The following is a 23,841-nucleotide window of genomic DNA, read 5'->3' as shown; positions in this document are numbered from 1 at the left end:
TTATCACCGGCCCTATTAAACTGTTGAATCATCGCGTTAAAAAAGTGGCACAGCCTTTGCTCTGTTGAATTCCATCTTGTATACCAGCTGGAATTCTTCTTATGACTTCAACTATCGGCCTGACGCTTACCGCCTGGCAGCAGCGCTATCAGCAGGCTCCGCAACAGATTAGCGCGCTGTTGAGCGCACACCTGGCGGCTCTCGATAGCCGTGATAATGCCTGGATCTATTTACCGACGCCGGAACAGTTAGCCGCTCAGATTGAACCGCTGCTGGCGCACTACCAGCGTGATCCCGGCTCGCTGCCGCTGTTTGGTATCCCTTTTGCCGTTAAAGACAATATTGATGTGGCGGGCTGGCCAACCAGCGCCGCCTGCCCCGCCTTTACCTATACCGCCAGCGAAGATGCGGTCGCTGTCGCCCGGCTGAAAGCCGCTGGCGCAGTCGTCATCGGTAAAACCAACCTCGATCAGTTCGCGACCGGTCTGGTCGGCACCCGCTCGCCCTATGGCGCGGTCAGTAATACCTTTGACGCTGATTACGTCAGCGGTGGGTCCAGCTCCGGCTCGGCATCCGTGCTGGCGCGCGGACTGGTCGCCTTTTCACTGGGCACCGATACCGCCGGTTCGGGCCGCGTGCCGGCGGGGTTTAATAATATTGTCGGACTGAAGCCGACCAAGGGCTGGTTCTCTGCATGCGGCGTGGTGCCCGCCTGTCGCCTGAATGACACCATTTCGGTGTTTGCGCTGACGGCAGAAGATGCGTTTAGCGTCGCCACTATCATGGGTGGCTACGATGCCGGTGATGCCTATTCGCGCATCAATCCGCGCACCGCTCCGGCCAGCCTGCCGGCTCATCCCCATTTTGCTGTTCCGGCTAACCCGGATTTTTTTGATGATGCTGCCGCCGAAGCCGCCTGGGATCAGGCACTTAAGGCGTTACAGGCGGGCGGCGCGACGCTGCATCCCATCGACTTCACCCCGTTCCGGCAGCTGGCTGAACAACTCTATTACGGCGCCTGGGTTGCCGAACGTACAGCGGCGGTGGGCGGGATGCTCGATCGCCCGGCAGAGATGGACCCGGTGGTGCACGCGATCGTCGCCAGCGGCCTGAAGTACAGCGCGGTCGATGCCTTTAAAGCCGAGTATCTGCGGGCCGAACTGACGCGTCAGATTCAGGAGACGCTGGCACAGTTTGATGCGCTGGTGGTGCCGACCTCGCCCACTATTCATACCCTGGAGGAGATGAAGCAGGAGCCGATTCACTTCAATTCACAGTTCGGCACCTACACCAACTTCACTAACCTCGCCGATCTCTCTGCCCTGGCGCTGCCCGCACCGTTCCGCAACGACGATCTCCCGGCAGGCATCACGCTGATTGCACCCGCCTGGCACGATCGGGCGCTGGCGGAATTTGGCCTTCGCTGGCAGCACCAGCTCGCTCTGCCGCTGGGCGCGACCGGCCAGCCATGCCCGCCCCGACGCGCCACGCTGCCCGCCTCACCCGACCACGTCCGGCTGGCGGTGGTAGGCGCGCATCTCACTGGCATGCCGCTTAATTTCCAGCTCACCGAACGCGATGCCGTCTGGGTAGAGGAGACACAGACCGCACCACACTATCGCCTGTTCGCTCTGCTGGAAGGCGCGATCAAAAAACCGGGCCTGATGCGTGATGATCAGGGCGCCGCGATCACCGTGGAGCTGTGGGATATTCCGCTGGCCCGCTTTGGCGAGTTTGTGGCGGAGATCCCCGCGCCGCTGGGCATCGGCAGTCTGACACTGAACGATGGCCGGGTTGTTAAAGGCTTTATCTGCGAAGGCTCGGCGCTGAAAACCGCGCTGGAAATCACTGAGACGGGCGGCTGGCGCAACTGGCTGGCATCACAGGGGAGTCACTGATCATGTTCACCACCGTACTGATTGCCAACCGCGGCGAAATTGCCTGCCGCGCCATCCGGACCCTGAAGCGCCTCGGCGTGAAAAGCGTCGCGGTCTACTCTGACGCTGACCGCAACGCGCAGCACGTTAAGCAGGCGGATATGGCTATCGCGCTGGGCGGCGAGAAAGCCAGCGACAGCTATCTGCGCATCGACAAAATTCTGGCGGCGGCTCAGCAGAGCGGTGCGCAGGCGATCTGGCCAGGCTACGGGTTTCTTTCCGAAAGCCAGCCGTTTGCCGAAGCCTGCGACGCGGCGGGCATCGCCTTTGTCGGCCCTACCGCGCAGCAGATTGGTGAGTTCGGCCTTAAGCACCGCGCCCGTGAGCTGGCCGCCAGCGCGGGTGTCCCGATGACGCCAGGCACACCACTGCTCGCCTCGCTGGAAGAGGCCATGCAGGCAGCCGATAAAATTGGTTATCCGGTGATGCTGAAAAGCACGGCGGGCGGCGGCGGCATTGGCCTGACGCGCTGCCCCGACGCCGATGCGCTTGCCAGCGCCTGGGAGAGCGTGCGTCGTCTTGGCGAGCAATTTTTCAGTGATGCAGGCGTATTTCTGGAACGCTGTATCGATCGTGCCCGCCACGTTGAAGTCCAGATTTTTGGGGACGGCAAAGGCACCGTGGTGGCGCTGGGCGAACGCGACTGCTCACTGCAGCGCCGTAATCAGAAGGTGGTGGAAGAGACCCCCGCACCAGGCCTGTCGCAGGCAACGCGTGACGCCCTGCTCGCCTCGGCAGTGCGGCTGGGCGAGCGGGTAAACTACCGCAGCGCAGGCACCGTGGAGTATATCTACGACGTCAGCCAGCAGGCCTTTTATTTTCTGGAAGTGAACACCCGCCTGCAGGTGGAGCATCCGGTTACCGAATGCGTCACAGGACTCGATCTGGTGGAGTGCATGTTACAGGTGGCGGCGGGCGATGTGGTGGACTGGTCACGTCTGCAGCAGGCGCCGCAGGGCGCGGCCATTGAAGTGCGGCTCTACGCAGAAGATCCACTGAAGAACTTTCAGCCCAGCCCCGGCCTGTTAACCGGCGTCACCTTCCCTGACGGCGTGCGGGTCGACAGCGGGATTGAGACCGGCAGCGAAGTCTCCAGCTTCTACGACCCGATGATCGCCAAGCTGATTGTGCATGCTGACACGCGTGATGCAGCACTGGAAAAACTTCATCATGCGCTGGATGCGACGCAGCTGCATGGCATCGCCACCAACCTCGACTATCTGCGCCAGATCACCCGCAGCGACGCCTTTCGCAGCGGCAACGTCTGGACGCGCTATCTCGACAGCGTCGTCCCTGCCGCCTCTGTAGTGGAAGTGCTGCAACCCGGCACCTTCAGTTCGGTGCAGGACTATCCTGGCCGCCTCGGCTACTGGGATATCGGCGTGCCGCCTTCCGGCCCGATGGATGACTTCGCGTTCCGGCTGGCTAACCGCATCGTGGGTAACCATGAGGCGGCAGCAGGCCTGGAGTTTACCCTTCAGGGGCCGACGCTGCGTTTCCACTGTGATGCCATTCTGGCGCTGACCGGTGCGGACTGCGACGCCCGGCTTGATGGCGAACCGGTCAGCGCCTGGCAGCCGCTGACAGTGAAAGCGGGACAGACCCTGGCGCTGGGACGCGCCCGGCAGGGTTGTCGCAGCTATCTGGCGGTGCGCAACGGTTTCGACGTGCCGGAATATCTGGGCAGCCGCAGCACCTTCTCACTGGGCCAGTTTGGCGGTCACGCCGGACGCACGCTGCGGGTGGCCGATATGCTGGCAATCTCCCGGCCTGAACGGGCAGCCTGCACCACGCCAGCCCCGGTCAGCGACCCGCAGCCGCTTGATGCAGCGCTGATTCCCCACTACGGCAGCGAATGGCGCATCGGCGTACTTTATGGCCCACACGGCGCACCGGACTTCTTCACCCAGGCTGCCATCGACGAATTCTTTGCCAGCGACTGGCAGGTGCACTACAACTCCAACCGCCTCGGCGTGCGGCTGGTGGGGCCGAAACCGACCTGGGCGCGCGCCAATGGGGGTGAAGCGGGCCTGCATCCCTCTAACGTTCACGACTGCGAATATGCCATTGGCGCGGTCAACTTTACCGGCGACTTCCCGGTCATCCTGACGCACGACGGCCCGAGCCTGGGTGGCTTCGTCTGTCCGGTGACCATCGCCAAAGCCGAGCTGTGGAAAGTGGGCCAGGTCAAACCCGGCGACACCATCCGCTTCCATCCGATTACCGCAGACGATGCGCTGGCGCGGCAAAAAGCGCAGATGCACCTGATTGACACCCTGCGGCCGGAACATCCACCGACCTTTGCCGTGCCGTCGCTGGCCGAAACCGCTCACGGCTCCGCCACGATTCTGGCCGCCATTGAGGCCACCGGCAGCACGCCGAAAGTGGTCTATCGCCAGGCGGGCGACAACTATGTGCTGATTGAGTATGGCGACAACGTGCTGGACCTGGCGCTGCGTCTGCGCGTGCACCTGCTGATGAATGCGCTGACGGCCCAGGCGGAGCCAGGCGTTGAGGAGCTGTCGCCGGGCGTGCGCTCACTGCAGGTACGCTATGACAGCCGCATCATCCAGCAGTCATCGCTGATGTCACTGCTGCTGGCGCTGGAAGCGACGCTGGGCGATGTCAGCCAGCTGAAAGTCCCGTCGCGCGTAGTGTGGATGCCGATGGCATTTGAAGACAGCGCCACGCTGGGAGCCGTCAGCCGCTATCAGGAGACGGTGCGGTCCAGCGCGCCCTGGCTGCCGAACAACGTGGACTTTATTCAGCGTATTAATGGCCTGAGCACCCGCGAACAGGTACGAGACACCCTGTTCGACGCCAGCTATCTGGTGCTGGGATTGGGCGACGTTTACCTCGGCGCACCCTGCGCCGTACCGATTGATCCGCGCCATCGCCTGCTGAGTTCCAAATACAGTCCGGCACGCACCTTTACCGCCGAAGGTACGGTCGGGATTGGCGGCATGTACATGTGCATCTACGGCATGGATTCGCCTGGCGGCTATCAGCTGGTAGGCCGCACGCTACCCATCTGGAACACCTTCTTGAAAAACCCGCAGTTCGCGGCCGATGCGCCGTGGCTGCTGCGCTTCTTCGATCAGGTGCGCTTTTATCCGGTGAGTGAAACTGAACTGAACCAGCTGCGCGAAGATTTCCGTGAAGGCCGCGCCAGCCTGCGAATTGAAGAGACACAGTTTGATTTTGCCGCCCACCAGCAGTTTCTCGCCGACCACGCCGCTGATATTGCGGACTTCCGTCAGCGCCAGGCGACCGCCTTTGAACAGGAAGTGCAGTTATGGGCGCAGGAAGAACAGAACGCACCAGCGGCAGATGAAGCCCCACCCAGCGCCAGCGAAGAGGATGAAGGCGGGCTGGCGGTGCAGGCCGATCTCAATGGCAACATCTGGAAAGTGCTGGTACAGCCGGGCGACGAGGTCAGCGCCGGACAGACACTGATTATCGTCGAGGCGATGAAAATGGAGCTGGCGATTGTCGCCCCACAGGCCGGTCGGGTGACGCGGATCGCCTGCCAGGCGGGCCGTCCGGTCAGCCCTGGCGATAACCTGCTGTGGCTGGAATAGGGAGGGCCAATGACAACTCATCCTCACTCCCCTAAAGCGCGCCCGGAAGCGCTGGCTGAACGGGTCTATCAGGCGCTGAAGGCCGATATTTTCGCCTTTCGCCTGATGCCGGGTGATCGCTTCAGCGAGAGCGAAATCGCCGGACGGATGGCGGTCAGCCGCACGCCGGTGCGCCAGGCATTGTTCCGGCTGGAGCGCGAAGGCTTTGTCGACGTGTGGTTCCGCAGCGGCTGGCAGATCAAAAACTTCGATTTTGCCTGGTTCGAATCGCTGTATGACCTGCGCACGGTGCTGGAGTGCGAGGCGGTAAAACGCCTCTGTGCCCTGCCCGCGCCGCAGTGTGGCGCGCTGTTACACGAACTCAACCAGTTCTGGTGTGACGCGGAAGCGCTTACAGAGGGTCTGGTGGTATCGCAGCATGACGAAGCGTTTCACATGACGCTGGTCGCGGCAGCGGGTAACCCTGAGATGGCGCGCATCCACGCCGAACTCACCGAGAAGATCCGCATCATCCGTCGGCTCGACTTCACCCGCGATGACCGTATCTGTGCGACTTATCAGGAACATGCTCAGATTTTACAGGCGATCTTTCAGCAGCAGACCGGCGAGGCGCAACGCATCCTGACCGATCACATCGCCGTCAGTAAGGCGGAGGTCAGGAAGATCACCCTGCACCGCCTCCAGCAGGCCCGGCTCCAGCTCACCGAATAACATAACAACCACTCAGGGGTTTAAATGATGAAAAGACGTTCGTTGATCAAGGCTTTCGCCCTCTCCGCTACCGTTGTCAGTATGGGTTTCGCCTGGAGTGCGCAGGCGGCTGACACCATCAAAGTGGGGATCATGCATTCGCTCTCCGGCACCATGGCGATTTCTGAAACGCCGCTGAAAGATGTGGCGCTGATGACCATTGATGAGATCAACGCCAAAGGGGGCGTGCTGGGGAAAAAGCTGGAGCCGGTGGTGGTCGACCCCGCCTCTAACTGGCCGCTGTTTGCCGAGAAAGCGCGGCAGCTGCTGACGCAGGATAAAGCGGCGGTGGTGTTTGGTTGCTGGACCTCGGTGTCACGCAAATCGGTGCTGCCGGTGTTTGAAGAGCTGAACGGCTTGCTGTTCTATCCGGTGCAGTATGAAGGGGAAGAGATGTCACCCAACGTCTTTTACACCGGCGCTGCACCTAACCAGCAGGCGATTCCGGCAGTGGAGTATCTGATGAGCGAAGATGGCGGCAGCGCGAAACGCTTCTTCCTGCTGGGCACCGACTATGTCTATCCGCGCACGACCAATAAGATCCTGCGCGCCTTCCTGCACAGCAAAGGCGTGGCGGACAAAGATATCGAAGAAGTCTACACGCCGTTTGGCTACAGCGACTATCAGACCATTGTTTCCAACATCAAAAAATTCGCGGCCGGCGGCAAAACCGCCGTGGTTTCGACTATCAACGGCGACTCCAACGTGCCGTTCTACAAAGAGCTGGCTAACCAGGGTATCAAAGCCACTGACATTCCGGTGGTCGCCTTCTCGGTGGGCGAAGAGGAGCTACGCGGCATCGACACCAAACCGCTGGTGGGTCAGTTAGCCGCCTGGAACTATTTCGAGTCGATTGATAATCCCACCAACGCGAAATTCGTCGCCGACTACCGCGCTTACGCCAAAGCACACAACCTGCCGAACGCCGCCACCGTCGTCACCAATGACCCGATGGAAGCGACCTATGTGGGCATCCATATGTGGGCGCAGGCCGTGGAAAAAGCGGGCACGACGGACGCAGACAAAGTGCGGGCGGCCATGGCCGGTCAGACCTTTAAAGCGCCGGATGGCTTTACCCTGACCATGGACCAGACCAACCACCATCTGCATAAACCGGTCATGATTGGTGAAGTGGAAGAGAACGGCCAGTTCAGCGTGGTGTGGCAAACCGATAAGCCAGTGCGTGCGCAGCCCTGGAGCCCGTACATTGCCGGTAACAACAAGAAGCCTGATCACCCGGTGAAGACCGCGCAGTAATCGCGCGTTGCTGATGGACAGACAGCGTCACCCGCTGTGAAGCGCAGCACGGCAGCGGTCATCAGGCTGCCGTGCTGACCTCCCCAAACGAGGCTCTTTTTATGAATCTATGTCGCTGCCTTTTCAGCCTGCTCCTGCTGCTGCCGCTACTGGCCAGCGCCGGACCGGCGGCAGACTTTGCCGCCGCCAGCCGCAGCCAGCAGGCTACGCTGCTGCAACAGTGGGCCGCCGCGCCGGACGGTCATCGCCTGCCGCTGCTGGAAGCGCTGAATGCCGAAACCGTGGTCATCGACCAGAACAAACAGCCGTTCAGCCAGCAGGGTTCAACGCTGCAGCCGCTGGATGCGGTGGCAAAGCCCACGGGCAGTCTGAAAAAGCTGTTTATGAACAACCGTCTGCGCGTGCTGGTGAATAACGCGCTGGCCGCTCACCAGCTGGTGAGCCGTGATGCTGCCCTGCGTTTGCGCGCGGCGCAGTTGCTGCAAAATGAGGGTGCCGCCGACCAGCTGCCGCTGCTGGAACAGCGCCTGGCCGCCGAACAGGACAGCCGCGTTCACGCCGCATTAGCGCTGGCGCTGGCGAATCTGCAACTGGCGAATAGCGAGCCGATGGTGCGTCTGCGGGCGGTGAAACTGCTGGGTGAGTCCAGCGATCCGAATACGCAGGCCAGCCTGCAACGCCTGACCCAGTCCGCGAATGAGCCGGACGCCACGGTGCGGGCAGCAGCAGCGGAAAGCCTGCAACAAATTCAGAAACGGCTGATGTGGGGCGATCTGCTGGGACAGGCATTTAGCGGCCTGTCGCTGGGATCCATTCTGCTGCTGGCCGCGCTGGGCCTGGCGATCACTTATGGCCTGCTGGGAGTGATCAACATGGCGCACGGTGAAATGCTGATGCTTGGCGCGTACGCCACCTGGTGGGTACAGAGCCTGTTTCAGCAGTTTGCACCGGACTATTTAGCCTGGTATCCGCTGCTGGCGCTGCCGGTCGCCTTTATGGTCACCGCCGCCATCGGCATGGTGCTGGAACGCACCATCATCCGCCATCTTTATGGCCGTCCGCTGGAGACGCTGCTCGCCACCTGGGGAATCAGCCTGATGCTGATCCAGCTGGTGCGGGTGCTGTTCGGGGCGCAAAACCTGGAGGTGGCGAATCCGTCGTGGCTCTCAGGAGGCTTACAGCTGCTGCCCAATCTGGTGCTGCCGTGGAACCGCATCGCAGTGATTCTGTTTGTCGTGTTTGTGCTGGCGCTCACCTGGCTGCTGCTGAACCGGACCCGCCTTGGCATGAACGTGCGTGCCGTGACCCAGAACCGCGCCATGGCTGAGTGCTGCGGCGTGCCAACCGGCCGCGTCGATATGCTGGCATTTGGCCTCGGCTCGGGCATTGCCGGGCTGGGCGGCGTGGCGCTGTCGCAACTCGGTAACGTCGGACCGGAGCTGGGCCAGGGCTACATCATCGACTCGTTCCTGGTGGTGGTGCTGGGTGGCGTCGGCCAGCTGGCGGGCACCGTGGTTGCCGCGTTCAGCCTGGGCATTCTGAACAAAGTGCTGGAGCCACAGATTGGCGCGGTGCTGGGTAAGATCCTGATTCTGGTCATTATCGTGCTGTTTATTCAGAAACGTCCGCAGGGACTGTTTGCGGTTAAAGGAAGGGTGACTGACTGATGACGCAACCCATCACGCTTCGCGTGGCGCGCACCGCGCCGCGCCTGACGATCAGCATCGGCCTGGCGATCACCCTGGCATTACTGGTGATGCCGTTTCTGGCGCTGCTGCCCGCCACGCATCCGCTGGCGATCTCTACTTATACCCTGACGCTGGTCGGCAAAATCCTCTGCTACGCGGTGGTTGCCGTGGCGCTGGATCTGGTGTGGGGCTACGCCGGACTGCTGTCGCTGGGCCACGGTCTGTTTTTTGCCCTCGGCGGTTATGCCATGGGCATGTACCTGATGCGCCAGGCCGCAGGTGAAGGCTTGCCCGCCTTTATGTCTTTTCTTTCCTGGCGTGAGCTGCCCTGGTTCTGGACCGGCACCGAGTACTTCGCCTGGGCGCTCTGTCTGAGTATGCTGGTGCCGGGCCTGCTGGCGCTGCTGTTTGGCTTCTTCGCCTTTCGCTCGAAGATCAAAGGCGTCTACTTCTCCATCATGACTCAGGCGCTGACCTACGCCGGGATGCTGCTGTTTTTCCGTAATGAAACCGGTTTTGGCGGCAACAACGGCTTTACTGGCTTTACCACCCTGCTCGGCTTTTCGGTGACGGCGACCGGTACCCGAATCGGGCTGTTTATCGCCACGGTGCTGCTGTTGCTGCTGAGCCTGGTGATCGGCTTCGCCCTGGCGCGCAGCAAGTTTGGCCGGGTGCTGACTGCGGTGCGGGATGCTGAAAACCGTCTGATGTTCTGTGGTTACGATCCGCGCGGCTTCAAGCTGTTTGTCTGGACGCTCTCCGCCGTGCTGTGCGGCCTGGCCGGAGCGCTCTATGTGCCACAGGTCGGCATTATCAATCCGGGCGAGATGTCACCGGCTAACTCGATTGAAGCGGCGATCTGGGTGGCGCTGGGCGGACGCGGCACGCTGATCGGCCCGCTGCTGGGCGCGGCGATTGTGAACGGCGCACGCAGCTTCTTCACCGTCGCCTTTCCTGAATACTGGCTGTTTTTCCTGGGACTGATGTTCATCCTGGTTACGCTGTTTCTGCCGCACGGCGTCATTGGCCTGCTGCGCCGGAGGAATAAATGAGTGATGCCCTGTTTACCCAACCCCAGCTGGCGGATCGCCATCGGGCGCAGCGCGATCCCGTTCTGCAACTGGAGAAGATCAGCGTCTCGTTTGACGGCTTCCGGGCACTGACCGATCTTTCGCTGCAGATCGGCGTCGGTGAACTGCGCTGCGTGATCGGCCCCAACGGTGCGGGCAAAACCACGCTGATGGATGTGATCACCGGCAAAACCCGTCCCGACGCAGGCCGGGTGATCTACGACCAGGACAGCGATTTAACGCGTCTTTCGCCGGTAGAGATCGCCCGCGCCGGGATTGGCCGTAAGTTTCAGAAGCCTACGGTATTTGAAGCATTAACCGTGTTCGAAAATCTGGAGATTGCGCTCAAAGCCGATAAATCGGTCTGGGCCAGCCTCCGCGCCCGCCTCAGCAGCGAACAACGCGACAGGATTGATGAAGTGCTGAAATTGCTGCGGCTGGGTGGCGAACGCCAGCGCCGTGCGGGCCTGTTGTCGCACGGTCAGAAGCAGTTTCTGGAGATTGGCATGCTGCTGGTGCAGGAGCCGCATCTGCTGCTGCTGGATGAACCGGCGGCAGGCATGACTGACGCAGAGACGGCCTACACCGCTGAGCTGTTCCGCAGCCTGGCGGGCAAACATTCACTGATGGTGGTGGAGCATGATATGGGCTTTGTCGAGACCATCGCCGACCATGTCACGGTGCTGCATCAGGGGCAGGTGCTGGCCGAGGGTTCGCTGCGCGAGGTTCAGGCCAGTGAGCAGGTTATCGACGTTTATCTGGGGCGCTAAAATGTTACAGGTTACTGAACTGAATCAATATTATGGCGGCAGTCACATTCTGCGAGGCCTGTCGTTTGAGGTGAAAATTGGTGAAATCACCTGCCTGCTGGGGCGCAATGGCGTGGGGAAAACCACGTTGCTGAAGTGCCTGATGGGGCTAATCCCGGCGAAGTCGGGCGAGATTCAGTGGCAGCAGCAGCGGATGAATGGCCGCAAGCCGCACCAGCGGGTGCAGGCGGGCATCGCCTGGGTGCCGCAGGGACGGGAAATCTTTCCGCGTCTGACGGTGGAAGAAAACCTGCTTATGGGCCTGTCACGCTTTCCGGCTGCGCAGGCGCGTGAAGTGCCGGAAGAGATCTATCAGCTCTTCCCGGTACTGCTGGCGATGAAATCACGCCGGGGCGGTGATCTCTCTGGCGGGCAGCAGCAGCAACTGGCGATCGGCCGGGCGCTGGCCTGTCGGCCACAGCTGTTGATCCTCGATGAGCCGACCGAAGGGATCCAGCCTTCGGTGATCAAAGAGATCGGCGCGGTCATCCGCCAGCTGGCGCAGCGGGGAGATATGGCGATCCTGCTGGTGGAGCAGTTTTATGACTTCGCGGCAGAACTGGCGGACAGCTATCTGGTGATGTCGCGCGGTGAAATCGTGCAGCGTGGCCGCGGCGACACCATGGAAGCAGAGGGTGCGCGCGGCCTGGTGGCGATTTAACCTTCACTCACAGCAAACCGGTCTCCACGGAGAAATGCCGCTGTTCGCCGCTCGCCAGGGTGATCAGCGTGCCAGCCTGCTGTGCGGCAAGAAAGCCCTCTGGCCGACAGGTAGCGGGCAGAATATAAGCCGCCACCTGCTGGTCATGGTTGTGCAGCAGCCAGCGGGTAGCGTGCGGGAACTGCGCGGTAGAGAAGCGCGTCATGAGCGCATAGCCCTGGGGCGAATGCAGCTCAAACTGGGCTTCACTACCATACTGCGGCAGATCGTCCGCGAAGAAGACGATCTCCGGATCGCAGAGTTGCGGCTGATCGAGCTGTTGTAACGCCTGTGGATCGCGCGCCAGTTGATCCGTGTAATCCCGCCAGGCAGGCGTCGGTCGCAGGTGCGCCGGAATCGAACGACGCAGCTGGAATGCCCCTTCGGGGATCGACTGCCGGAAGCGTCCCTGATCGATCCACGCGCTGTTGAGGTGACACATATACTGCAACGGCATGGGTGCACCGGCCAGATTGGTCACCGTCATCTCTATCGTCAGTCGGGGCTGATCGGCCTGAATGCGGACGGCGGGTGCCGCAAGGTAGTGATGACCGAAGCCTTTAACATATTCACACTCCCCTTCCAGCGACAGCGTCTGATCGTCCAGCACCAGCCAGGCGCTATCCATGCGGGCGCAGGCCATCTCACCGTGCAGCGGATGATTGTCCTCTGGCGCGGGGCAGCCGTTCGCCAGCAGCCCCGAATGAAAGGCAAAACAGCCATAGGTATCGATGATCGAATTCGCGGGCAGCGGCTGCTTAAAGCTGTGGCCCATGGTCAGGTTATGATCGTCAAACTTCACGTCCCAGATCATCTGCCCGAGAAACGGCAGCACGGTCACGCTACCGCGCCGGTTATGAATGCGTACCGCCTCGATGCCCGCCGGGTAGCGAAACAGCTCAACCCGGAAGTCATCACTCTCTAACAGCACCCACGGCGTGGCGTGAAACTGATCACGCGCTAAGGATAAACGGGTTCTCATGGTAACTCCTCCACCAGACGACCGGCCGCAGCCGGCTGTTTTTTATGGCGCAGTTCGCCATAGAAGTAGAATCCGACCCAGGCAAAGCAGAGCAGCGAGACACCAAACGCCAGCTGCATTGAGCCCAGCGTGTCAGACATCAGACCCTGCAGCGCCGGGACAAAGGCCGCGCCGACAATCGCCATCACGATAAACGCGCCTGCCACTTCAGTGTATTTATTCTCGACCGTCGCCAGCGTGCCGGCGTAGATCGTTGCCCAGCAGGGGCCAAACAGCACGCTGACAAAGACGGCGGCGTAGACGGCGGTAAAGTTCGGCACCAGCATCACATAGGCCAGCGTCAGTACGCCCAGCACCGAATAGGCGATCAGCACCTTCTCGGCACGGAAGCGGGTCATCAGGAAGTTCGCCACGAACTTGCCGATAAAGAAGCAGACAAAGCTGTAGATCATAAAGTTAGAGGCATGACGTTCATTGGCCGCCCCCAGCGTCAGCGCCAGACGAATGGTAAATGACCAGACGGCCACCTGCATGCCAACATAGAGGAACTGGGTCACAATGCCGCGTTTAAAGTGACGATTAGCAGCCAGATAGCGGAAGGTCTCGCCCAGTGACGGCCGGGATTTCTCATTACTCTCAGGTTTGCAGCGCGGATAGCGGGTGAACATAAACAGCAGCATCACAACTACCAGCACCATCACCAGATATTTGTAAGGCTCCAGCGTGTGCTCCAGCATCGTCAGGCGGAACGCATGTGCCTGCTCTGCCGTCATGGTCGCCATCTGACTCTCCAGGCTATCGCCGTCCTGAAACACCAGATATTTACCCAGCACAATCCCCATCAGCGCACCAATCGGGTAGAAGGTCTGGCTGACGTTGAGACGGAGCGTGGCGTGATCACGATGGCCAATCATCGAGCTGTAGGTGTTGGCCGCGGTTTCCAGAAAACTCAGGCCGATGGCGATGGCAAAGATCGCCGCGAGGAACATGGTATAGGTCGCCATGTGCGAAGCAGGATAAAAGGCGATACAGCCAGCAATGTAGAGCGCCAGACCGATCATAATCGCCATCTTGTAACTGGTTTTGCGGATCACCAGCGAGGCAGGGATCGCAATCAGAAAATAGCCGCCATAAAAGGCGCTCTGCACCAGCGCACTGGCAAAGTCGCTCAGGGCGAATACGCTTTTAAACTGGGTGATCAGGATATCGTTGAGACTCGCCGCACAGCCCCAGAGCGGAAAGAGGCACGACAGCAGAATGAACTGGAACAGCGGCGTTTTATTCAGATAGCCATCAGATTGCTGAACAATTTTCTGTTGCATAGCAGAACCTCAGTTACGGTTGAGAAAACGCTGAAACGCCTCCGCGTCGGGATAAGCACACTGGGTGCCACGCCCGGTAACGCTGCAGGCGGCATACGCAGAAGCCTGTGTCATGGCGGCGGCCACATCGCCGGTTTCCACCAGCAGATACGCAAAACAGCCGATAAAGGCATCACCTGCGCCGCTGGTGTCGATCGCCTGAACAGGCGTCGCGGCCACGCGATGCACCCTGTCGCCGCTCATCCAGACCGATCCCCGGCTGCCCAGGGTGATGATCAGATTTTTAAGACCGCGCTTAAGCAGCGACTGTCCGGCCAGGATCACCTCTTCATCAGTGCTGACCGGCAGGCCGGTGAGGATCTCCAGCTCGGTTTCGTTCGGCATAAAGAAGTCGCATTTGCAGGCGTATTGAATATCCAGCGTGGCAACGGCCGGTGCCGGATTCAGGATCACATTGATCTGATGCTGGCGGGCAAAATCGATAGCGTAATAGACCGTTTCGAGCGGGATCTCCAGCTGCAGGATGATCAGCTCACAGGCTTTCAGCGCCTCTGCAGCGTCGTCGATATCAGCCGGTTTCAGCTGCTGGTTGGCGCCTTTGATAATCAGAATGCGGTTCTGCGACTGGTCATCGACAAAAATCGGTGCCACGCCGCTGGAGGTGCCCGGAGCGGTGGTAACAAAGCGCGTGTCCACGCCCTGCTGCTGCAGATTAGCCACGGTGTTCGGCGCAAAAAGATCGTCGCCGACCTTGCTGACCATCATCACGTTGCCACCCATTTTTGCTGCCGCAACCGCCTGGTTAGCCCCTTTACCGCCGCAGCCAATGGCAAAATCGGGCGCTTCAAGGGTTTCGCCCGCTTTCGGCAGGCTGTTGGTATAGGTAATCAGATCGACCATGTTTGAGCCGATGACCGCAATTGTCATGACCATTTCTCCCGGATGTTTTCAAATTTCAAATGTTATTAAAGTAACAATAACCTTTCTTAAAGGTTAAATATGTGACAAAAACCACATCCTTAAACGGTGAAATTCGGTAACAAACGGCATTAAAGGCGACTTAGAGTGTTACTATTATAACAAGATAACATCATGGACCGTGGCGATTGTGGGGCGTGATCGCCTGTGGTGTGGCCGCACGGCGGAGGTTTGCGGCCCTTACAGATTGCGGGTAAGATTGACTACCAGCCTGGCGGATGAGACGCAACTCATTCAAATCTGTGAGGTTTGTAGCGTATTGACGCCGATTCCGGCGTTTTTGCTCCGCACTGCAGGATAGGTAACAAAGAGATGACCATGGAAACCCGGCGCGACGAACGCATTCATAAGCTGACGCAGGCACTTAAACGCACCGACAAACTGCACCTCAAAGATGCGGCGCAGTTGCTGGGTGTCTCAGAGATGACGGTTCGCCGCGACTTAACCGAGCCGGGTTCCAGCGTGGTCCTGCTGGGCGGCTACATCGTCAGCGACCCGAAAAGTCATGCTGGCCACTATTTCGTCAGCGATCAGCATGGGCAGAATGCCGCCAGAAAGCAGCGACTGGCGCAGGCAGCGGCCAGCCTGATTAACGAGAACGATACGGTCTTTTTCGACTGTGGCACTACCCTGCCCTATATCGTTGATGCCATTCCCGACACGCTGTCATTTACCGCCATCTGTTGCGCCATGAACACCTTTCTGACGCTGAAAGAGAAACCGGCCTGTCACGTCATCCTTAGCGGCGGTGAGTTTCATGCCGACAATGCGCTGTTTACGCCGATTGGCGTGCATACCCTCCTTGACGATCTCTGTCCGACGCTGGCCTTTATCTCGGCCGCCGGCATCGACAAAGATCAGGGGGCAACCTGCTACAACACCAATGAGCTGATGATGAAACATCACGCCATACTGCGCGCCCGAAAATCCGTACTGGTGGCTGACAGCAGTAAATATGGCAAAGTGCTGCCCGCCCGCATTGCCGGGCTGCAGCGCTTCGATCTGCTGGTGAGTGACAGCGCGCCCGATCAGGCGTTGCAGAACTGGCTGGCCCAGCAGGCGATACCGCTTCGTCTGCCCTGAGGCCTGCCTCTTCCTGATCATCTGACACGTCTGATGATGTTGCGTGCAAATCAGACAGTTATCCCACACATTGTCGGGCGTCCTCCCCTTCAGGACATTATTCGCCGCCCTCCGGCTGGGATTAAACGGTGAAAAAGGCTAAACTTCGACATCATTCCAACGACCAACAGACCCAGAGGCTCAATCCAACGTGGCTCAATTCGTCTATAGCATGCATCGCGTCGGCAAAGTGGTTCCGCCGAAGCGACATATCCTGAAAAACATCTCACTCAGCTTCTTCCCTGGCGCAAAAATCGGCGTGCTTGGTCTGAATGGTGCGGGTAAATCTACCCTGCTGCGCATCATGGCCGGCATCGATAAAGATATCGAAGGGGAAGCGCGCCCGCAGCCAGGTATTAAGATTGGCTATCTGCCGCAGGAGCCGCAGCTTAACCTTGAACACACCGTGCGTGAGTCGGTTGAAGAAGCGCTGTCAGAAGTGGTTGGCGCACTGAAACGTCTCGACGAAGTTTATGCACTCTATGCCGAAGAAGGTGCAGACTTCGACAAGCTGGCCGCTGAGCAGGGCCGTCTGGAAGAAATCATCCAGGCACACGATGGCCACAACCTGAACACCCAGCTGGAACGTGCTGCCGATGCGCTGCGCCTGCCAGACTGGGACGCGAAAATCGCCACCCTCTCCGGTGGTGAACGTCGCCGCGTCGCCCTGTGCCGCCTGTTGCTGGAAAAACCAGACATGCTGCTGCTGGACGAACCGACGAACCACCTGGACGCCGAATCTGTCGCCTGGCTGGAACGCTTCCTGCACGACTTCGAAGGCACCGTCGTCGCGATTACGCATGACCGTTACTTCCTGGATAACGTGGCAGGCTGGATTCTGGAACTTGACCGCGGTGAAGGGATTCCGTGGGAAGGCAACTACTCCTCCTGGCTGGAGCAGAAAGATGCACGTCTGGCGCAGGAAGCCTCTTCTGAAGCCGCGCGTCGCAAGTCGATTGAGAAAGAGCTGGAGTGGGTGCGCAAAGGGCCAAAAGGCCAGCAGTCTAAAGGCAAAGCCCGTCTGGCACGCTTTGAAGAGCTGAACAACACCGACTACCAGAAGCGTAACGAAACAAACGAACTGTTCATTCCGCCGGGTGCCCGTCTGGGTGACAAAGTGCTGGAAGTGAGCCATCTGCGTAAGTCTTATGGCGACCGTGTACTGATTGACGATCTGTCGTTCTCCGTGCCAAAAGGGGCAATTGTCGGGATTATCGGTCCTAACGGCGCGGGTAAATCGACGCTGTTCCGCATGATGTCCGGTCAGGAACAACCTGATTCCGGCGAGATTGTACTGGGTGAAACCGTGAAGCTGGCCTCCGTGGATCAGTTCCGTGACAGCATGGACAATTCCAAAACTGTGTGGGAAGAGGTTTCCGGCGGTCAGGACATCATGCGCATCGGTAACACCGAGATGCCAAGCCGCGCCTATGTCGGCCGCTTTAACTTTAAAGGCGTCGATCAGGGCAAACGCGTTGGCGAACTGTCGGGTGGTGAGCGTGGTCGTCTGCACCTCGCGAAGCTGCTGCAGGTTGGCGGCAACATGCTGCTGCTTGATGAACCTACCAACGACCTGGACATTGAAACCCTGCGCGCGCTGGAAAACGCCCTGCTGGAGTTCCCGGGTTGTGCGATGGTGATCTCGCATGACCGCTGGTTCCTGGACCGTATCGCCACGCACATTCTGGATTACCAGGATGAAGGTAATATCGAATTCTTCGAAGGTAACTTTACCGAATACGAAGAGTACAAGAAGCGTACTCTCGGCGCCGACGCACTGGAGCCGAAACGCATCAAGTACAAACGTATGACGAAGTAATTGCACAAACGGGCGGCAGCGATGCCGCCTTTTTTTATGGCTCTATCAGCGATAAAATTCGCTGAACACCGGAGACTGCAGCGCGAACTCAATAAAGCGCGCCAGTGCAGGTGAGTTCAGCTTACGACCCGGATAGACCAGCCACAGCTCATTTCCCTCGATCTCCCACTCCGGCAGCACCGGCACCAGCCGGGGATCCGCCAGCGGCCCATCGGTCAGAAAGTGCGGCAGCAGTGTAATGCCCGCATCGCCCAGCGCAGCTTCGCGCGCATAGAGTAAGTTGTCAGTGAGATGGCCTGGCGGCAGCAGCCAGCGGTAGAACTCGTCCTCGCGCTGCAACACCCATTCATTCCAGGCGCGGTGCGCAATACAGCGATGGGCCGACAGTTGCTGAGGATGAAGCAGCGGCGGATGTTGATTCAGATAGTGCTGTGACGCGACCAGCAGTCGCGGGCAGTTGCCGATTCGCCGGCCAATCAGCGAGGACTCCTGTGGCTGACCGGTGCGAAGCGCCACATCAAAGCCCTCCTGCACCAGATCGCGCATCTCATCGGAGATCGAGACATCCAGCGTCACATCAGGATAGAGACGTAAAAATTCCGCGTTACAGCGCGCCAGCAAAGTGGCACCAATCCCCGCCGGACTGGTGATGCGCAGACGCCCGCTGGGGTTTTCCCGCAGACTGGCGATCGCCTGATCGGCGCGTTCACTGGCCTGCATCATCTCCTGGCAATGCAGCAGATAGCGCTCACCAGCAAAGGTCAGATTGAGCTGACGGGTGGTGCGGTTCAGCAGACGAATCCCCAGACGCTGCTCCAGCTGGCTGATGCGCTGACTGACGCTTGATTTGGGCAGACCCGCGCGTTCCGCCGCACCGGTAAAACTGCCGCACTCCGCCACCAGCGCAAACAGCGCCATATCCTGCCACTGACGAAATGCCATTGTTCACCTCAGACGAACACTCTATGAAAGATTGTCCATCTTATCACCGCTAAAACCACGTTCTACACTTAAGGCACTTACCAAGGAGAAACTTTATGTCTATTCGCGCTATCGCAGTTAATCCCGAAAATCCTGAAAACTTCACTGAAATTTTCCCTGAAACCCCAACGCCAGGTGAGTATGACCTGCGGGTTGAAGTCAAAGCCGCGTCAGTCAACCCGGTTGATACCAAGGTTCATAAAGGGGCGAAGAAAAACGGCATACAACAGCCACGCATCCTCGGCTGGGATGCCAGCGGTGTCGTGCTGGAAGTGGGCAGTAAAGTCAGTAATTTTAAGCCTGGCGATGAAGTCTTCTATGCTGGCGATCTGACCCGTCCTGGCAGTAACAGCACCGAGCAGCTGGTGGATTCACGCATCACCGGTCACAAGCCTGAGAGCCTGGACTGGGCGCAGTCGGCCGCGATCCCGCTGACGGCGCTGACCGCCTGGGAAGGCCTGTTTGAGCGACTGAACCTCGAAACAGCAACGGAAGATCAGACCCTGCTGATCGTGGGCGGCGCGGGCGGTGTCGGATCGCTGGCGATCCCACTGGCGAAGCTGCGCAGTAAGGTAAAGATCATTGCGACCGCCTCGCGTGAAGATTCCGCCCAGTGGTGCCGCGATCGCGGCGCCGATCTGGTGATCAACTACAAAGATATGCCTGGTGAGCTGGAGAAACAGGGCATTAAGCAGGTCGATTATATCTTCTGCCTGAATGATACCGATGGTCACTGGGAGACGATGGCGAAGCTGATCGCGCCGCAGGGTCATATCTGCACCATCGTGGAAAACGAACATCCGCTGTCGATGGATCAGCTGAAGCTGAAGAGCGCTGCCCTGCACTTCGAGCTGATGTACACCCGCAGCATGTTCAACACGCCGGATATGGCGCGTCAGGGCGAGATTCTGGATGCGGTATCGGCGTTGCTGGATGAAGGTAAGCTGCAAACCACACTGAGCGAGACGCTGCACGGCTTAAGCGTTGAGACCTTAACCGCCGCCCATCAGCGGGTGCTGGAAGGCCACATGCGCGGCAAAGTGGTGATGGTCTATTAATGCACTGACCCGGCTGCCCTGCGGCAGACCGGATCAAAACCTGCGTTACGGCTGGGCGTTTTTCTCGCCCAGCATCCCTTTTACCAGCTCGATGCAACGCAGGAAGCGGGCGTCGTAATCGTCTTCCTGCACGTGCAGGAATTCGATGTTGTTTTCACGCAGCATTGTCACCAGCATCGACTGAAACTCCCGTCGATCCACTGAACTGCCCAGGCTGCGCAATCCATCCGCGACCCAGGGCACGTTGTTCTCCAGCAGAATCACCAGATCAAAGCGATATTCATCGATCAGAGCCTGAACAAAAGGATGTTCACGCCCTTCATATTTCAGACAAAACGCCTGCGTGGTCACAAAGTCGGTGTCGATAAACGCCACTTTATTCGCGTATTTGACAGCGAAGTCGATGTACTGCGCCTGCCCCAGCGCGATTTTGTCGTAATCAGAATATTGCAGCGCCATTTCGTCACCGCCCAGGTGGGAGAAGACATAGTCGCGGCCATATTCCCAGGCACTGGTGGTGTTGAAGATGTTGGCGAGTTTATTCACCAGGGTCGATTTACCGCTCGATTCTCCACCGAGGATCGCCACGGTGCGCACAAAGAAGGGTTTCACTTCCGTAGGAATGTAATCCCAGAAGCGGAACGGATCCTGACGAATCTGCGCGCCACTGATGCTCATAAAGGATCGGTTGGGATCGACCAGTACGGTCTGAATGCCCAGATGCTGCTGATACATCTCCGCATCGGGCGCTTCGCTGGTGTAGATGCAGTCCGGCGCAATACCGTGCTCACTGAGGAAGGCGCTGACACCTTCACTCCAGACATCCCAGCCGTGTGGATAGGGTTCAATCCCCTCCTCGTCAAAGGCGTGAATGCGGATATTTTTCTGATATTTAAAGGTCTGCAGCAGCCAGCGCAGGCGGTCGCTGACCGTGGGCTGTTGTGACATCGCGCTGTTCTCAAACAGTTCGCGGTCACGCGGCTCGTCATAACCCATGATGATATGCAGCTCATCGACCTGGCTACAGGCGCGCTGAATCAGATAGATGTGGCCGGTGTGCAGCGGATAGAACTTGCCAAATACCACGCCCACGGTTTTATCGCGGCGAGGAAACTCCAGCCCCAGAAAGCGGTGCAGCGCTTCCAGCTTTTGCGCGCTGGGGCTTTTGATTTTGGCATTAAGTAACTGGCTCAGATAGCCTTTGGTCATGCCGCTGGCATCAGCGACCTGTTGCAGCGTATGGCCCTGCTGGCGAATGGCCGTTTTCAGATAATCAAATGACGACATGTCGTGCCTCCTGCATCAATGCGGTTAAGGTGGGGGCGGCCTGTCAGCGGCTTTCCGCTGACAGGCCGCAGGCGCGTTAAAGATCGTCCAGAATCGCCAGCGCATCCGCCAGCTTCTTCGCGCTGAAAACCTGCATCCCGGCAATCGGTTTTTTCGGTGCGTTCCCTGCCGGTACAATGGCGCGTTTGAAGCCATGCTTCGCCGCTTCAGAGATGCGCTCCTGCCCGCTGGGCACCGGACGGATCTCTCCGGCCAGTCCCACTTCGCCGAAGATCACCAGATCCTGCGGCAAAGGACGATCCCGCAGGCTCGATACCATCGACAGCATCAGCGCCAGATCGGCACTGGTTTCGGTCACTTTAACGCCGCCAACCACGTTGACGAACACATCCTGATCCGCCATCTGCAATCCGCCATGACGGTGTAAAACGGCCAGCAGAATCGCCAGGCGGTTCTGCTCCAGCCCCACCGCCACGCGGCGCGGATTACCCATCATGGAGTGATCGACCAGCGCCTGAATCTCCACCAGCAGTGGGCGCGTCCCCTCCCACAGCACCATGACCGAACTGCCTGACGTGATCTCTTCGCCACGCGACAGGAAGATAGCGGATGGGTTGCTGACTTCACGCATGCCCTGCTCGGTCATGGCAAACACGCCCAGCTCATTGACCGCGCCGAAGCGGTTTTTATGACTGCGCAGGGTACGGAAGCGGGAGTCGGCATCGCCATCCAGCAGGACTGAGCAGTCGATACAGTGCTCAAGTACCTTCGGCCCGGCCAGCGAGCCATCTTTGGTGACGTGACCCACCATGATGATCGCCACGCCACGCGTTTTGGCGAAGCGCGTCAGGTAAGCGGCGGTTTCCCGCACCTGAGCAACGCTGCCCGGTGACGACTGGATTTCCGCCATGTGCATGACCTGAATGGAGTCGATCACCATCAGTTGCGGCTGCTCCTGTTCGGCGATCAGGCAGATCTGTTCGATGCTGGTTTCCGACAGCATATTCACATTTTCGGTGGGTAATCCCAGGCGATGGGCACGCATTGCCACCTGCTGCAGTGACTCTTCACCCGTGACGTAAAGGGTTTTCATCCCCTCTGATAACCGGCACATCACCTGCAGCAGCAGCGTGGATTTACCTGCACCAGGACTGCCGCCAATCAGAATGGCGCTGCCAGGTACTACCCCGCCGCCCAGCACACGGTCAAACTCTTTGAAGCTGGTCGAGAAGCGCGGTAACGCCTCCAGGCTGATTTCAGAGAGCTTCTGCACCCGGCTGGTTCCGGCGCTGCCGGCATAGCCACTCAGGCGCTCGTTACGCGCAGCGGCGGGCGAGGCGGCAATGCGCACCTCGGTGATAGTGTTCCAGGCGTGGCAGGCGCTGCATTGCCCCTGCCAGCGTGGGTAATCTGCGCCACATTCGTTACAGACAAATGCGCGTTTTGCCGCTTTGGCCAAATCAATACCTCAGTTAACGCTCTTCGTGGATCAGGCTGCCGGTGAGGATGCAGAACACCCCCATTAGATCGGCATGGCGAATGGTGACCGCAGTCTGCTCATTCACCTTAGGTTTAGCATGGAACGCAATGCCCAGTGCTGAGGCTTTGATCATCAGCAGGTCATTGGCACCATCGCCGATCGCCACCGTCTGTTCCGGCGCGATGTCAAAACGCTGCGCCAGCTTTTTCAGGGTATCGGCTTTGTATTGTGCATCGACAACCGGACCCAGCACGTTGCCGGTCAGTTTGCCGTCGCGAATTTCGAGTTCATTTGCCACTACCGCCGACAGATGCAGTTTGTCGCGCAGGTAGTCGGCGTAGTAGGTAAAGCCGCCGGATGCGATAGCAACCTGCCAGCCCAGCGCCTGCAGTTTCTGCGTCAGCGTCGTTAAGCCTGGCATCAACGGCAGCGCATCACGCACCTGTTTCAGAATATTGGCGTCCGCGCCCTGCAGCGTGGCGACACGCTGACGCAGGCTGGCGGTGAAATCGAGTTCGCCGCGCATTGCGCGTTCCGTCACTTCTGCCACCTGCTCGCCGCAGCCTGCCAGTCTGGCGATCTCGTCAATGCATTCGATCTGAATCGCAGTGGAGTCCATATCCATGACCAGCAGGCCTGGTGTTTTGAGATGCGGGATTTTGCCCAGCGGCGCCACGTCCAGCCCGGCGTCGTGCGCCAGTTGGCTGGCAAACGGCGTCAGCGATCCCGCCAGGCGAATCACCTGATACTCATCGACGTTCCAGGCGCTGACGATCACCATCGCCGCACCCAGATGATGCTGGTAATCGGTCAGCTTTTGCTTATCCAGCCCGCGGCCATACAGCAGCCAGCCGGTGCGGCCAGCGCGATAATCCAGCGGCATCACTTCATCACCGCTAAGAGAAAGGGGCAAACCCGGCCAGAGGGAGACATCGGCGGGAAGATCGCACCAGGTTAAACGATTTGGCATCAGAGCTCCTGTAGGGACAACAAAACCACGCAAGAGGCTACCTTGTCTGC

Annotated in this window: 18 protein-coding genes; 11 read left to right on the top strand and 7 right to left on the bottom strand. The window is 59.3% G+C overall.

Features of this window, described 5'->3' with window-relative positions:
* Window positions 1-101 precede the first annotated feature (101 nt).
* From atzF to urtE, 8 genes are all read left to right on the top strand, one after another.
* Complete coding sequence (gene atzF / locus HZZ01_RS11870) at window positions 102-1,898, top strand: allophanate hydrolase (RefSeq protein ID WP_179897567.1); 1,797 nt, start codon at window positions 102-104, stop codon at window positions 1,896-1,898.
* 2 nt (window positions 1,899-1,900) lie between these two features.
* Window positions 1,901-5,518: an urea carboxylase gene (gene uca, locus HZZ01_RS11865; RefSeq protein WP_179897565.1), complete on the top strand. Its 3,618-nt coding sequence runs from the start codon at window positions 1,901-1,903 to the stop codon at window positions 5,516-5,518.
* A gap of 9 nt (window positions 5,519-5,527) precedes the next feature.
* Complete coding sequence (locus HZZ01_RS11860; protein ID WP_179897563.1) at window positions 5,528-6,229, top strand: GntR family transcriptional regulator; 702 nt, start codon at window positions 5,528-5,530, stop codon at window positions 6,227-6,229.
* 27 nt (window positions 6,230-6,256) lie between these two features.
* Window positions 6,257-7,525 carry an urea ABC transporter substrate-binding protein gene (urtA, locus tag HZZ01_RS11855; RefSeq protein WP_179897846.1) on the top strand — a complete coding sequence of 423 codons (1,269 nt, stop codon included), beginning with the start codon at window positions 6,257-6,259 and terminating at the stop codon, window positions 7,523-7,525.
* 101 nt (window positions 7,526-7,626) lie between these two features.
* Window positions 7,627-9,192, top strand: coding sequence for an urea ABC transporter permease subunit UrtB (gene urtB / locus HZZ01_RS11850; protein WP_179897561.1), 1,566 nt, complete (start codon window positions 7,627-7,629; stop codon window positions 9,190-9,192).
* The gene (urtC, locus tag HZZ01_RS11845) at window positions 9,192-10,265 is read left to right on the top strand and encodes an urea ABC transporter permease subunit UrtC (protein WP_179897559.1); all 1,074 of its coding nucleotides are present in this window, start codon (window positions 9,192-9,194) and stop codon (window positions 10,263-10,265) included. Before urtB ends, urtC begins: the two co-directional genes overlap by 1 nt.
* Complete coding sequence (gene urtD, locus HZZ01_RS11840; RefSeq protein ID WP_179897557.1) at window positions 10,262-11,053, top strand: urea ABC transporter ATP-binding protein UrtD; 792 nt, start codon at window positions 10,262-10,264, stop codon at window positions 11,051-11,053. Before urtC ends, urtD begins: the two co-directional genes overlap by 4 nt.
* Before the next feature lies 1 nt (window position 11,054).
* Window positions 11,055-11,753, top strand: a complete 699-nt coding sequence (gene urtE / locus HZZ01_RS11835) for an urea ABC transporter ATP-binding subunit UrtE (RefSeq protein WP_179897555.1) — start codon at window positions 11,055-11,057, stop codon at window positions 11,751-11,753.
* A 7-nt stretch (window positions 11,754-11,760) separates the two neighbouring features.
* On the opposite strand, the gene HZZ01_RS11830 is transcribed toward urtE, so the two are convergent.
* Genes HZZ01_RS11830 through rbsK form a run of 3 tightly spaced genes read right to left on the bottom strand, consistent with a single transcriptional unit; the run spans window position 11,761 to window position 15,023 of the window.
* Entirely contained in the window at window positions 11,761-12,774 is a 1,014-nt protein-coding gene (locus HZZ01_RS11830; RefSeq protein WP_179897553.1) for an aldose 1-epimerase family protein, read from the bottom strand.
* Window positions 12,771-14,096: an L-fucose:H+ symporter permease gene (gene fucP / locus HZZ01_RS11825; protein WP_179897551.1), complete on the bottom strand. Its 1,326-nt coding sequence runs from the start codon at window positions 14,094-14,096 to the stop codon at window positions 12,771-12,773. Before fucP ends, HZZ01_RS11830 begins: the two co-directional genes overlap by 4 nt.
* A 9-nt stretch (window positions 14,097-14,105) precedes the next feature.
* On the bottom strand, window positions 14,106-15,023 hold the full coding sequence (gene rbsK, locus HZZ01_RS11820; protein ID WP_179897549.1) for a ribokinase: 918 nt from the start codon (window positions 15,021-15,023) through the stop codon (window positions 14,106-14,108).
* 369 nt (window positions 15,024-15,392) lie between these two features.
* Here rbsK and deoR point away from each other — a divergent pair, with 369 nt between their 5' ends.
* Together deoR and ettA are read left to right on the top strand one after the other, a co-directional pair.
* Window positions 15,393-16,157: a DNA-binding transcriptional repressor DeoR gene (gene deoR, locus HZZ01_RS11815; RefSeq protein ID WP_179897548.1), complete on the top strand. Its 765-nt coding sequence runs from the start codon at window positions 15,393-15,395 to the stop codon at window positions 16,155-16,157.
* A gap of 190 nt (window positions 16,158-16,347) precedes the next feature.
* A complete protein-coding gene (gene ettA, locus HZZ01_RS11810) occupies window positions 16,348-18,015 on the top strand; it encodes an energy-dependent translational throttle protein EttA (RefSeq protein WP_179897546.1) in 1,668 nt (555 codons plus the stop codon).
* A gap of 45 nt (window positions 18,016-18,060) precedes the next feature.
* Here the strand turns inward: ettA and HZZ01_RS11805 are convergent, their stop codons facing one another.
* Window positions 18,061-18,957, bottom strand: coding sequence for a LysR family transcriptional regulator (locus HZZ01_RS11805; protein ID WP_179897544.1), 897 nt, complete (start codon window positions 18,955-18,957; stop codon window positions 18,061-18,063).
* A gap of 95 nt (window positions 18,958-19,052) precedes the next feature.
* On the opposite strand from HZZ01_RS11805, the gene HZZ01_RS11800 reads away from it, so the two are divergent.
* Window positions 19,053-20,054, top strand: a complete 1,002-nt coding sequence (locus HZZ01_RS11800; RefSeq protein WP_179897542.1) for a zinc-binding alcohol dehydrogenase family protein — start codon at window positions 19,053-19,055, stop codon at window positions 20,052-20,054.
* Window positions 20,055-20,099: 45 nt separating this feature from the next.
* On the opposite strand, the gene nadR is transcribed toward HZZ01_RS11800, so the two are convergent.
* The 3 genes from nadR to serB all read right to left on the bottom strand — a co-directional run bounded on the left by nadR (window position 20,100) and on the right by serB (window position 23,791).
* Window positions 20,100-21,341, bottom strand: a complete 1,242-nt coding sequence (nadR, locus tag HZZ01_RS11795) for a multifunctional transcriptional regulator/nicotinamide-nucleotide adenylyltransferase/ribosylnicotinamide kinase NadR (RefSeq protein ID WP_179897540.1) — start codon at window positions 21,339-21,341, stop codon at window positions 20,100-20,102.
* A gap of 76 nt (window positions 21,342-21,417) precedes the next feature.
* Entirely contained in the window at window positions 21,418-22,800 is a 1,383-nt protein-coding gene (gene radA / locus HZZ01_RS11790; RefSeq protein ID WP_098051563.1) for a DNA repair protein RadA, read from the bottom strand.
* A gap of 13 nt (window positions 22,801-22,813) precedes the next feature.
* Window positions 22,814-23,791 (bottom strand): phosphoserine phosphatase, encoded by a 978-nt coding sequence (gene serB, locus HZZ01_RS11785; RefSeq protein WP_179897538.1) that lies wholly within the window; start codon window positions 23,789-23,791, stop codon window positions 22,814-22,816.
* Window positions 23,792-23,841 lie beyond the last annotated feature (50 nt).

The sequence above is a fragment of the Pantoea sp. WMus005 genome, from assembly GCF_013415305.1.
Taxonomy (GTDB): Bacteria; Pseudomonadota; Gammaproteobacteria; order Enterobacterales; family Enterobacteriaceae; genus Pantoea; species Pantoea rara.
This window is presented reverse-complemented; position numbering and strand designations above follow the sequence as displayed.

Coding starts and splice junctions, on each gene's coding strand:
- urtC (WP_179897559.1), top strand. CDS start 9,192: ATGACGCAACCCATCACGCTTCGCGTGGCGCGCACCGCGCCGCGCCTG.
- urtE (WP_179897555.1), top strand. CDS start 11,055: ATGTTACAGGTTACTGAACTGAATCAATATTATGGCGGCAGTCACATT.
- urtD (WP_179897557.1), top strand. CDS start 10,262: ATGAGTGATGCCCTGTTTACCCAACCCCAGCTGGCGGATCGCCATCGG.
- serB (WP_179897538.1), bottom strand. CDS start 23,791: ATGCCAAATCGTTTAACCTGGTGCGATCTTCCCGCCGATGTCTCCCTC.
- HZZ01_RS11860 (WP_179897563.1), top strand. CDS start 5,528: ATGACAACTCATCCTCACTCCCCTAAAGCGCGCCCGGAAGCGCTGGCT.
- HZZ01_RS11830 (WP_179897553.1), bottom strand. CDS start 12,774: ATGAGAACCCGTTTATCCTTAGCGCGTGATCAGTTTCACGCCACGCCG.
- nadR (WP_179897540.1), bottom strand. CDS start 21,341: ATGTCGTCATTTGATTATCTGAAAACGGCCATTCGCCAGCAGGGCCAT.
- deoR (WP_179897548.1), top strand. CDS start 15,393: ATGGAAACCCGGCGCGACGAACGCATTCATAAGCTGACGCAGGCACTT.
- urtB (WP_179897561.1), top strand. CDS start 7,627: ATGAATCTATGTCGCTGCCTTTTCAGCCTGCTCCTGCTGCTGCCGCTA.
- urtA (WP_179897846.1), top strand. CDS start 6,257: ATGAAAAGACGTTCGTTGATCAAGGCTTTCGCCCTCTCCGCTACCGTT.
- HZZ01_RS11800 (WP_179897542.1), top strand. CDS start 19,053: ATGTCTATTCGCGCTATCGCAGTTAATCCCGAAAATCCTGAAAACTTC.
- uca (WP_179897565.1), top strand. CDS start 1,901: ATGTTCACCACCGTACTGATTGCCAACCGCGGCGAAATTGCCTGCCGC.
- HZZ01_RS11805 (WP_179897544.1), bottom strand. CDS start 18,957: ATGGCATTTCGTCAGTGGCAGGATATGGCGCTGTTTGCGCTGGTGGCG.
- atzF (WP_179897567.1), top strand. CDS start 102: ATGACTTCAACTATCGGCCTGACGCTTACCGCCTGGCAGCAGCGCTAT.
- fucP (WP_179897551.1), bottom strand. CDS start 14,096: ATGCAACAGAAAATTGTTCAGCAATCTGATGGCTATCTGAATAAAACG.
- rbsK (WP_179897549.1), bottom strand. CDS start 15,023: ATGACAATTGCGGTCATCGGCTCAAACATGGTCGATCTGATTACCTAT.